At 45.6% G+C, this 9,775-nt stretch carries 13 protein-coding genes; 8 read left to right on the top strand and 5 right to left on the bottom strand.

The window, feature by feature from the left end:
- The 4 genes from ACRC32_RS03730 to ACRC32_RS03715 all read left to right on the top strand — a co-directional run.
- On the top strand, nt 1-533 hold a 533-nt coding region (locus ACRC32_RS03730; RefSeq protein WP_438552709.1), incomplete at its 5' end, for a glutamate ligase domain-containing protein.
- A gap of 129 nt (nt 534-662) precedes the next feature.
- Nucleotides 663-1,619 (top strand): UDP-N-acetylmuramate dehydrogenase, encoded by a 957-nt coding sequence (gene murB / locus ACRC32_RS03725; RefSeq protein ID WP_438552708.1) that lies wholly within the window; start codon nt 663-665, stop codon nt 1,617-1,619.
- Nucleotides 1,620-1,800: 181 nt separating this feature from the next.
- Nucleotides 1,801-2,151 carry a YbaB/EbfC family nucleoid-associated protein gene (locus tag ACRC32_RS03720; RefSeq protein ID WP_015153618.1) on the top strand — a complete coding sequence of 117 codons (351 nt, stop codon included), beginning with the start codon at nt 1,801-1,803 and terminating at the stop codon, nt 2,149-2,151.
- 64 nt (nt 2,152-2,215) lie between these two features.
- Nucleotides 2,216-2,740: a low molecular weight protein-tyrosine-phosphatase gene (locus ACRC32_RS03715; protein ID WP_438552707.1), complete on the top strand. Its 525-nt coding sequence runs from the start codon at nt 2,216-2,218 to the stop codon at nt 2,738-2,740.
- Nucleotides 2,741-2,881: 141 nt separating this feature from the next.
- On the opposite strand, the gene ACRC32_RS03710 is transcribed toward ACRC32_RS03715, so the two are convergent.
- A complete protein-coding gene (locus ACRC32_RS03710; RefSeq protein WP_438552706.1) occupies nt 2,882-3,538 on the bottom strand; it encodes a response regulator transcription factor in 657 nt (218 codons plus the stop codon).
- Nucleotides 3,539-4,035: 497 nt separating this feature from the next.
- Here ACRC32_RS03710 and smpB point away from each other — a divergent pair, with 497 nt between their 5' ends.
- The 3 genes from smpB to ACRC32_RS03695 all read left to right on the top strand — a co-directional run bounded on the left by smpB (nt 4,036) and on the right by ACRC32_RS03695 (nt 5,392).
- Nucleotides 4,036-4,500, top strand: coding sequence for an SsrA-binding protein SmpB (gene smpB, locus ACRC32_RS03705; RefSeq protein WP_438552705.1), 465 nt, complete (start codon nt 4,036-4,038; stop codon nt 4,498-4,500).
- Nucleotides 4,501-4,675: 175 nt separating this feature from the next.
- Complete coding sequence (locus ACRC32_RS03700; protein WP_438552704.1) at nt 4,676-4,966, top strand: WGxxGxxG family protein; 291 nt, start codon at nt 4,676-4,678, stop codon at nt 4,964-4,966.
- 69 nt (nt 4,967-5,035) lie between these two features.
- Nucleotides 5,036-5,392 (top strand): hypothetical protein, encoded by a 357-nt coding sequence (locus tag ACRC32_RS03695; RefSeq protein ID WP_438552703.1) that lies wholly within the window; start codon nt 5,036-5,038, stop codon nt 5,390-5,392.
- 10 nt (nt 5,393-5,402) lie between these two features.
- Here the strand turns inward: ACRC32_RS03695 and ACRC32_RS03690 are convergent, their stop codons facing one another.
- The gene (locus ACRC32_RS03690) at nt 5,403-5,747 is read right to left on the bottom strand and encodes a hypothetical protein (RefSeq protein WP_438552702.1); all 345 of its coding nucleotides are present in this window, start codon (nt 5,745-5,747) and stop codon (nt 5,403-5,405) included.
- A gap of 138 nt (nt 5,748-5,885) precedes the next feature.
- On the opposite strand from ACRC32_RS03690, the gene ychF reads away from it, so the two are divergent.
- Nucleotides 5,886-6,977, top strand: coding sequence for a redox-regulated ATPase YchF (ychF, locus tag ACRC32_RS03685; RefSeq protein ID WP_438552701.1), 1,092 nt, complete (start codon nt 5,886-5,888; stop codon nt 6,975-6,977).
- Between the two features lie 70 nt (nt 6,978-7,047).
- On the opposite strand, the gene ACRC32_RS03680 is transcribed toward ychF, so the two are convergent.
- From ACRC32_RS03680 to ACRC32_RS03670, 3 genes are all read right to left on the bottom strand, one after another.
- Nucleotides 7,048-7,302, bottom strand: coding sequence for a hypothetical protein (locus ACRC32_RS03680; protein WP_438552700.1), 255 nt, complete (start codon nt 7,300-7,302; stop codon nt 7,048-7,050).
- A gap of 473 nt (nt 7,303-7,775) precedes the next feature.
- On the bottom strand, nt 7,776-8,045 hold the full coding sequence (locus tag ACRC32_RS03675) for a hypothetical protein (RefSeq protein WP_438552712.1): 270 nt from the start codon (nt 8,043-8,045) through the stop codon (nt 7,776-7,778).
- Nucleotides 8,046-8,082: 37 nt separating this feature from the next.
- The gene (locus tag ACRC32_RS03670; RefSeq protein WP_438552699.1) at nt 8,083-9,774 is read right to left on the bottom strand and encodes a M14 family metallopeptidase; all 1,692 of its coding nucleotides are present in this window, start codon (nt 9,772-9,774) and stop codon (nt 8,083-8,085) included.
- Nucleotide 9,775 lies beyond the last annotated feature (1 nt).

The following is a 9,775-nucleotide window of genomic DNA, read 5'->3' as shown; positions in this document are numbered from 1 at the left end:
TAGCCGCGATCGCTGTCGGTCGGCTGCTGGGAGTAAAATTTGCGGCGATCGCCGATAGTCTAACCACTTTTGAAGGCGCTAGGCGTAGATTTGAATTGCGTGGTGTTGTTAATGACATCCAATTCATCGACGACTACGCCCACCACCCAAGCGAACTCCAGGCAACTCTGGCAGCTGCAAAGTTGCAAGCTAAACCCCAAACTAGAGTTGTGGCGATTTTTCAGCCTCACCGCTACAGCCGTACTCTAACTTTTTTGTCAGACTTCGCCAAATCCTTTAGTCATGCCGATGCCGTCGTTCTCACGGATATCTATAGCGCAGGCGAGTCCAATTCAGGGCAGATTGACGGCGAGAGACTAGCAGCACTAGTTGCAAACCATCATCCTCAAGTCACGTATTTACCTACACTTGCTGCTGTCGAGGAGTTTTTGGTAGATAATTTGCGTTCTGGAGACACAGCTTTATTTTTAGGTGCAGGGAACTTGAATCAAATTATTCCCAATGCAATTGAAAGAATCAAGGCTAACGGTTGACAGTTATCAGTTATCAGTTGTCAGTGACTAGTGACTAGTGACTAGTCCATTGCGACTTGCGACTTGCCCCCTTGTCTTCCTTGTCCCCATACCCCACACCCTACACCCCACACCCTCTCTTCACGCACCATGACCTCCTCCCAACACCCCAATCCAATTCCGATTCCAGAAACTGCTGGCGATCGCCAGATAATATATTTGCCTGGAACAAAATGCGCGATTAAATCTCAAGTCCCACTAGCTAGTCTCACATCCTTTCGGGTTGGAGGACCAGCCCAATGGTATGTAGCACCTCAAAATCTAGCAGAATTGCAAGCTAGTTTGGAGTGGTCGCAAGCAGAAGGATTAGCCGTGACGCTGATTGGAGCAGGTTCTAATTTATTAGTTAGCGATCGCGGTCTGGCTGGTTTGGTCATTGGCACTCGTCATTTGCGCTACAGCCGCTTCGATCTGGGAACCGGTCAGTTGACTGTAGCTGCTGGGGAGCCTCTACCTCGCGTAGCTTGGCAAGTGGCAGAATTAGGCTGGCAAGGGATGGAGTGGGCTGTTGGAATTCCTGGTAGTGTCGGCGGTGCTGTGGTGATGAATGCAGGAGCGCACAAAAGCTGCATTGCCGATGTTTTAGTCAGCGCTCAAGTTTTGTCTCCCTCTGGGCAGCTAGAAACCCTTACTCCAGACCAACTAAGTTACAGCTATCGCACCTCAATTTTACAAGGCAGCCAGCGTCTCGTCACTCAAGCTATCTTCCAGCTGCAACCAGGCGCAGATCCACAACAAGTGCTAGCAACCACCACCGAACACCTAGAGCAAAGGCGGCGTACTCAACCCTATCATCTACCTAGCTGTGGTAGCGTGTTCCGTAACCCCCTACCCTACACCGCTGGCTGGTTGATCGAACAGTCAGGCTTGAAGGGCTATCAAATTGGCGCAGCTCAGGTCGCACAGCGCCATGCTAACTTCATTCTCAACTGTGGTGGTGCAAAAGCTAACGATATCTGGCAGCTAATTCGTTACGTCCAGCATCAAGTAGAAGAACGTTGGTCGCTACTGCTAGAGCCAGAAGTGAAAACAATTGGAGAATTTTAAAATCTGTATAGAAATGGATAGTGGATCTTGGTGGTTGACAGTTGACAGACAACCGTTAACTGTCAACTGTCAACATTAATTGCGAATTGCGAATTGTGAATGCAAATTACCTTTGACCTTTATCGATTCTCGGCGCATCTATAATTTAATGGAACTTCGATTAAATCGACTCAACTAGCATATGACACAAGGACAAGGAAAAGGATTTGGCTTTGGTCTGGGCAAAATGAAGGAACTCGCAGATGCCTTCAAGAAAGCGCAGCAGGTGCAAGAAGGTGCGAAAAAGCTCCAAGAAGAATTGGAGATGATGGAGATCCAGGGCGAAGCTGGTGGAGGTATGGTCAAAGTGTCTCTCAGCGGTAACCAAGAACCCCGACGGGTAGAAGTGGCTCCAGAAGCATTGCAAGAAGGTGCAGATGTCCTCTCCGATCTCGTACTGGCAGCAATGAAAGATGCTTATAACAAATCTACTGCTACCATGCGGGAACGGATGGAAGAGTTAACTAGTGGTTTGGAATTGCCAGGAATGTAAATTCGTCATTCGTCATTCGTCATTCGTCATTTGTATATAACCGATGACTGATGACAAATGACAAATGACAGACAAAAAGCAATTGTCAAAAATTATCAGTATGTATAAGTTACTTTTTGTCTGCCTGGGCAATATCTGCCGTTCTCCAGCGGCGGAAAATATTATGAACCATTTGATCGATCGCCATCAGTTGGGCGATCGCGTCGTTTGCGATTCCGCTGGTACGGGTGGCTATCATGTTGGCAGTCCGCCAGACCGTCGCATGACGTTTGCAGCAGCTAATCGACTGGAAATTCGGTTATGCGGTCGAGCGCGCCAGTTACAAAAATCCGATCTGGCGGAATTCGATTTGATTTTGGCAATGGATCGAGAAAATTATTACGATATTCTGGCACTAGATTTCAGTGGCAAATACCGCGATAAAGTGCATTTGATGTGTGACTTTTGTACCGCGCATACCATAAAAGAAGTGCCTGACCCCTACTACGGTGGTGCAGAGGGTTTTAACCAGGTGATTGACCTCCTACTTGATGCTTGTAACGGACTGCTCGATCGCGTCAAACAGGAAATTGCCGACAGTGAACGGTGAACAGTTATCAGTTGTCAATGTAGAGACGTTACATGTAACGTCTCTACAAAGTAAAGTCTGTACAAAGTTATCAGCGATCGGTTAACCAACAACCGCCAGCCGTCAACCATCAACTAACGACAAATGACAAATGACAAATGACTATTCAACCAATCGATGCTTCATGGCATAACCAACGAGTTCGGCTCGGTTGTTGGTTTCTGTTTTGCGCAGGAGATTGCTGACGTATTTTTCTACCGTGCGGGGACTAAGGTGGAGGTGGCTGCCAATTTGAGCGTTGGAAAGACCGTGAGTGAGCATGACTAACACCTCCTGCTCGCGTTGGGTGAGGTGGAAGGGAAGATCGAGTTTTTCACCGATCGCCGTTGCGGTTGTCTGGGGACGCAAACCTTCTTCCTGGGATAGGCGATACTCTGATTGGATCATTTGCGATCGCTCCAACAAATTGCGGATTGCCGCTCCTAGTTCTTGTAACTCAAACGGTTTAGGTAGGTAAAGATCTGCTCCCGACTGATAGCCTTGAATTCGCTCTTCAGTTTTGTTACGTTCTGTTAAAAAAATGACTGGCAGCAGTCGAAATGAAGGGTGTTGTCTGACACTCCGTACCAATTGATAGCCATTCATGCGTGGCATCACAATATCTGTCACCATCAAATGAGGGCGATAAGTCTCGACCATATCCAAGCCTTGTTGCCCATCAGCAGCCGTAATGACTGAGTAACCAGCCATTTCAAGATAATCACTGATAGCCAGACGAGTCCCAGGATCGTCATCAACAACAAGAATAGTCAGAGGCATGAATAATATGGAGTTACTACACTGAGTAAAGATTTTGCAGTTTCTGGTTGTACTTTGACAGTATTAACCGAGGATTTATTTATCCTACCGAAACATATCCATGCAAGTAATTCCAACTCTTGATAGAAAATAGTCATCGCGATCGCTACAGTAGGAGATAGGAGTCAGGGATGTTAGAAGTTTGTTTGACGGGTTAAAGTCCCCAAGATAATCTATGGAGAGAGTTTAAACAAGGCATCTTCACTGAACTCTAACAGTTCATCCGTGGGAATAATTCTGTCTTCTGTGTCTTTACCTCAGAAAATGAGATGTATTTCTAATTTCGAGAGTAGCGATTTAGCATGGCAAGATAGCGAGAAACGTGATAAGTTCGCAATAGCCAGCATACCTTAACTTTTAGCAAGGTAGATGTAAATCTTTTAGCAAATAGCCGATAATTTATTTTCCCCTTACTTTAGTACTTTAGAGCAGCACGAGAATACTGCAAGAAAACTTCAATGAGCGACAACGACGGTTATAAGGTATTGAGCGACAATCGCAAAGCCCGCTTTTTGTACGATATCCTCGAAACCTATGAGGCAGGACTGCAACTCATGGGTACAGAAGTCAAGTCAATCCGCGCCGGTAAAGTCAACCTACAAGATGGCTATGCTCTCGTTCGGAACGGAGAGGCATGGCTAATTAACGTTCATATCTCACCCTATACTAACAGCAGTCAATATTTTAATCACGACCCTCGCCGCACTCGTAAACTACTACTGCATCGGCAGGAAATTCGCAAGCTGATTGGTAAGGTAGAACAACAGGGTTTGACATTAGTACCGCTAAAACTGTATCTCAAACGCGGCTTAGTCAAAATTAGTATTGGACTGGCTAAAGGGAAAAAACTCCATGACAAGCGGGAAGATTTAAAGCGCCGTCAAGACCAAAGAGAGATACAAAGGGCGATGAAAAACTACTAATTAGAAGTTAATTTAACTACAAGCAAAAAGTTAAATTTGATTAAGAAAAGTGTTTTTTCTATTTCTCTAGCTAGATCTACCAACAAATGAGTTTTCTGGCTTAAGAGCGATTTAGTTTAGATTGCTACTGAATAGATTAGTAGGCAGCATAACAATTCAACCAGAAAACTTAACCATGAAAATTGCTGCTCTTTCTAAAATAATTGGTGCTGGAGTTCTCGCCTTCAGCTTGACAGCACTACCTGTATCTGCACAAACCACTACCACCCCAGACTCTGGAACAACAACGACTCAACCTACAGTTGTTGACGATGACGTAGACGATCGCGATGATGATAGTAACTGGGGTTGGCTTGGCTTACTCGGTCTAGCTGGTTTACTCGGACTAGCAGGAAGAAAGAAAAAAGAACCTACAGCATATCGCGACCCCGATCGAACTGTAGGTAGCACGACTTATAGAGAATAATCTTTCTGATTTTCCACAAATGGAGAGCTAAATAATGTCTGAGGGAAAATGAATAACTAGGCAATTTTTGTGACTGCCATACAAGTAAGTTGCCTAGTTTTTTCAGTATCTAGGTGTAGGCATTTCGGGAGATGTCAGAAGTGGCGATCGCTTTTTAGCTTAGATGAGTACTGTATTTACTCTCACCCATCTATGATTTATATTCCCGATCCACAAATTCCCGATCCGACACCAAGTCCCCTACCTCAACCGACTCCAGAACCAACTCCCCCACCAGCACCGGAACCCGTACCGAGTCCAGTACCGCAGCCAATTCCATCGCCAGCACCACAACCCGTACCGAGTCCAGTACCCGAACCCGTACCTGCACCAATTCCCCAACCCGTACCTGCACCAATTCCCCAACCAATTCCCGAACCAGTGTAGGCAGCAAATGCTATTCCGTGAGTGAGAAATCAACAGTTTCGCAAAGATTAACTTGGCGCTTGTCTATTTGACCGTCATCAGTAATAGCACGGATGTCGTAAAGGCATGGGGCGGAGTCGTCTTCAAAAACTATGTCCGCCGATTCATCTGGAAGCAGGACATCTTTATCTAACAGATTTGCTCCCCACTTGTCAGCGCCAGAATTAGATATATGTAGTTCCTGAATATTGACGCTGGTTTCATTGTGCAGCGTAAAATCACGTATGTCGGCTCTGGCGACTGGAGCGATCGCGCCAATAACTGATAAGCACAAGCTAGCAGCAATAAGTAAAATATAAGTCTGATTCTGCAACACAAACGTTAACCTAGATAGTTTTTTCAGGATAGAATTCACCTGTAGTAAAAACCTCCGTGAATTTTGTGAAATTAAGTTTCATATATCCCTCTGAGATTTTGTTATCCTGACAAAGGAATAAGCGATCGTTACACAGCCATGCTCAGAGCCGGAATTGTCGGACTGCCTAATGTCGGCAAATCTACATTGTTTAATGCTTTAGTTGCCAATGCCAAAGCGGAGGCAGCTAATTTTCCTTTTTGTACGATTGAACCAAATGTGGGCGTGGTTGCCGTACCAGATGAACGACTAAAGGTGCTTGCCGAAATTTCTAACTCCGCGCAAATCGTGCCTACGCGGGTTGAGTTTGTCGATATTGCGGGTTTGGTCAAAGGTGCAAGTCAAGGAGAAGGACTAGGCAATCAATTTCTTTCCCACATCCGCGAAGTTGATGCGATCGTTCATGTCGTGCGTTGTTTTGAGAATGATGATATCATTCACGTTGCTGGTTCTGTCGATCCGGTGCGAGACATTGAGGTGATTAATTTAGAACTGGGTTTAGCAGATTTAGCTCAAATCGAACGTAGAAGCGATCGCGCCCGCAAGCTAGCTCGAACCAGCAAAGAAGCTCAGCTAGAATTAACCGTGTTAGATAAATTGACAGAAGCTCTCAATCTAGGTAAACCAGCCCGTCAAGTGAGTTTAACTGATGAAGAAGCTGTTTTAATTAAAGGGTTGGGATTGCTCACAGCTAAACCAGTCATTTATGCCGCAAATGTATCGGAGGACGATCTGTCAACTGGAAACCAATGGGTGGAACAAGTCAGGCAGTTTGCAGCCTCAGATAAAGCACAGGTGGTTATAGTTTCAGCACAAGTGGAATCGGAATTAGTCGAGATCCCAGAAGAAGAACGAGCCGAATTTCTTGCCACATTAGGCGTAGAAGAAGGCGGGTTAAAATCTTTAATTCGCGCTACCTACGAATTACTCGGTTTGCGTACCTACTTTACGACAGGTCCAAAAGAAACTCGCGCTTGGACAATTACCGCAGGAATGGTAGCACCGCAAGCTGCTGGAGTCATTCACTCTGATTTTGAGCGCGGTTTTATTCGCGCTGAAACGGTGGCTTACGACGACCTAGTAGCCAATGGCTCAATGAATGGAGCCAAAGAGAAGGGCTTAGTCCGTAGTGAAGGAAAAGAATACATCGTCAAGGAAGGGGACGTGATGCTGTTCCGGTTTAACGTGTAGTTTTACGAAAGGAGACAGGAGATAGAAGATAGAATGGCTCCTAACTCCTCTGACAAAATCCTTTTAGGAGTTATGAGTTGTTGACGACACGGGCATCCTTAACGGTAAATTCTTGAGCGCGGGAGCTATGCACTAAAGTCCAACCTGCTTTTAATAACTTTTGGTAGGTTGCCCAACCCTTAGAACCACCTGGAATCGGATAGTCTGGTACGGCGAATTGGCGAAAAGCAGTATATGGCTTCCAAGGCTCGTCGGGCGAGAGTTGTAAGTGTAAGATTTTTTCTCCCTCTTGGGCTTGAGATAACCAGCACATACGTCTAGACATAATAACTCCTCATGGATTAAGTAAAAGGCAAAAACATTCAGAATTTTAGCGATCTAAACTGTGGTTAACTGTCGTCAAAGTTGCGATCGCACTTGGGTAAATCGATACATCACACTTACTTATAACTTTCAAGTTTTGAGTGAATTTTGCGAATATAAGTAAATTAGCTGCGAGCGATCGAGAAATATGCAATTGGCAAATATGTAACCGATAAATATGCCATCCACTAGGGAAACGCTATCTTGCATTGGCTTTCCTCTGTTAGGTCGTTATTCAGCTAATTTTTGTATTCAAATTGACAGAATTCTGTCTAGGATTAAGTTTCAGAACGATCTACTGCTGAATAATTAGCGAATAAGCATAGCAGCATATTTCTGGCATTTATTTTTATTCTTAAGGTATTCTTAATGTTCTACCAAGTCTGGAGCGATCGCAATTTTCAACTGAGGTCATTCTGCCGTTCGGTTAAGACTTTATGCCCGACCTAGATTGACCGGATCGCCTTCCACAGTGGGCGCTGGTTGCACGCCCAAAATTCGCAGGATCGTAGGAGCAATATCGATATTACGGACTCGCTGAATTGTCCCAGCACCAATATCTGGTCCAGCAGCATAAACTGCCTCTAGTTCTAGATCGGGAAAATCATCAAAGCCTGGACTGATTCGTTCGGGGATGCGGAAGTCGGGCTGAGGGCTGAGGAACCCAGAACCCAACATTAGGTTGGATACCGCGATCGGCATCAAAAATAATTAAAGTATCGTAGTTAACGACTAACAACTATTAACTGATAACTGATAACTGAGTATGGACAACTCCGGCGCGATCGTGACGAGCAGTTAATTTGAATACCGTACCATCGTCAGGCGCGTATACTACCCATTCAACTAAAGCGCGATCGCTTGTAGAATCGGCTTGTCTTCTCAGGGGTGCAGAAGGCTGGTAGGCGCGTCCTTCGAGTTGTCCTACATCTTCTCGCAATTTACCCGTTACCAATTTTGCCCCTTCTGGTAGCTCGATTTCACACAGACAACCCCGTACCAGTTTTTTATCCATTGCTCTTTCGGTAACGTAGGTAGGTAGCCAACCTGTATTTTGAACTGCAAAGCGAATGCGATAGTTTGAACCCCCTAAGTGATTGAGACTCGCCTCATAAATTTCCAACCGAGGTGAGATTAACAAGTGCCATACCAACCACTCAGGAAAACGCGCAAGCTCTTTTTCCAAAAACTGAGGGGGAGGATTTGACCAGGCATACATTGCATCCCAGCCTCCTAGTTCGACTTCACCGAGTTGAGGATGCTCGAAGGGATACCAATCGATGTAACCTTTACCACCTAAAACTTCATCGTTCCAACGCAGCATGGTTAAGTCATCTTCAAAGGGGTGTTCCCTATACCAGTCAATGAATTTATAATCTTTAATTCCAGCTTGACGCTGCGGACTCCAAATTTCTACCGTCCAGGCAAATACTCCTTGATGTTCGTAAGCCCAATCGTCAAATGCACCTGTAATAAAGTCTTTGGGATCGTAGCGAAATTCGTGAAAGACTGAGACAGCAGGATATTGAGTGATTTCTGTGGCTTTGTTGCCGATGCGTTGATAAACGCGCAAATCTTTAGTAGGTAACTCGTCATCGCTTTGATGACTGTACGGGCGCAGGATAACACCACTAAAAGTATGAAAGGCGATCGCCCCTGTAATATTAGGATGACTGGTAATAAAATCAACTAGCGATCGCACTTCTGCTTCTGAGGCAGGATAGGGTCCAGCTCCCATTTGCTCTTGTTCTTGTCGCCATCCACTAGGGAAATTGCGGTTTAAGTCGAGTCCTTCTTTCGGTGGTGGAATGTCAATCTGGATGCCGTTGTAGTTTTCAATTTCTCCCTCTGGGAGGATGCGGTAATATTGTCCGCCCGTTTCTGTCGGTTCCCGTGGAATTAATAAACGCGGTTCAGTTGGGCAAACTTTCCAAGCACCATTCAGATCTGGTATTCTCATTTGTAGAATTCGCCCATCTCCGTCCATATCTGTCATCACTAGCCCATCTTCTCGATCTCCCTGGTGAGGATAAGGACGAGTGCTAGAGCGGATAAACTTTGGTTTGTTTGCCAAAGCCAACTCAGCACCATCAGGGTTGACGCGAGGACAGATATAAAATACGCGAGTGTCCAAGCAACGGGCGATCTCAGGTTGAGTGCCGTAGCCAGTCACCAACGTTTGCAGTAAATACAGGCAGGCACTTGAAGGCGCGAGTTCGGTGGCATGGATATTACCATCTACCCACAAAGCCGGCTTATCTGGATCGTCACCCGTCGCGAAATTGGTAACTGTTAATAGCCAAATGTCTCTGCCTTCGTAGCTTTTACCAATGCTTTGCAGGCGTACCAGGTGCGGAAATTCTCGGGCGTATGCGCCTACAATCTCGGTCAAGCCTGCATAGCGATAGTACTTATCGAACCGGACTTCTGGCATA

Origin of the sequence: Chroococcidiopsis sp. (assembly GCF_051657925.1) — a bacterium.
GTDB lineage: Bacteria > Cyanobacteriota > Cyanobacteriia > Cyanobacteriales > Chroococcidiopsidaceae > Chroococcidiopsis.
Note: the sequence above shows the minus strand (reverse complement) of the source record. Positions and strands in the feature narration are given on the sequence as shown.

Excerpts from the sequence above, each read along its gene's own strand:
- murB (WP_438552708.1), top strand. The coding sequence starts at position 663 with ATGACCTCCTCCCAACACCCCAATCCAATTCCGATTCCAGAAACTGCT.
- ACRC32_RS03720 (WP_015153618.1), top strand. The coding sequence starts at position 1,801 with ATGACACAAGGACAAGGAAAAGGATTTGGCTTTGGTCTGGGCAAAATG.
- ACRC32_RS03715 (WP_438552707.1), top strand. The coding sequence starts at position 2,216 with ATGACAGACAAAAAGCAATTGTCAAAAATTATCAGTATGTATAAGTTA.
- ACRC32_RS03710 (WP_438552706.1), bottom strand. The coding sequence starts at position 3,538 with ATGCCTCTGACTATTCTTGTTGTTGATGACGATCCTGGGACTCGTCTG.
- smpB (WP_438552705.1), top strand. The coding sequence starts at position 4,036 with ATGAGCGACAACGACGGTTATAAGGTATTGAGCGACAATCGCAAAGCC.
- ACRC32_RS03700 (WP_438552704.1), top strand. The coding sequence starts at position 4,676 with ATGAAAATTGCTGCTCTTTCTAAAATAATTGGTGCTGGAGTTCTCGCC.
- ychF (WP_438552701.1), top strand. The coding sequence starts at position 5,886 with ATGCTCAGAGCCGGAATTGTCGGACTGCCTAATGTCGGCAAATCTACA.
- ACRC32_RS03680 (WP_438552700.1), bottom strand. The coding sequence starts at position 7,302 with ATGTCTAGACGTATGTGCTGGTTATCTCAAGCCCAAGAGGGAGAAAAA.
- ACRC32_RS03670 (WP_438552699.1), bottom strand. The coding sequence starts at position 9,774 with ATGCCAGAAGTCCGGTTCGATAAGTACTATCGCTATGCAGGCTTGACC.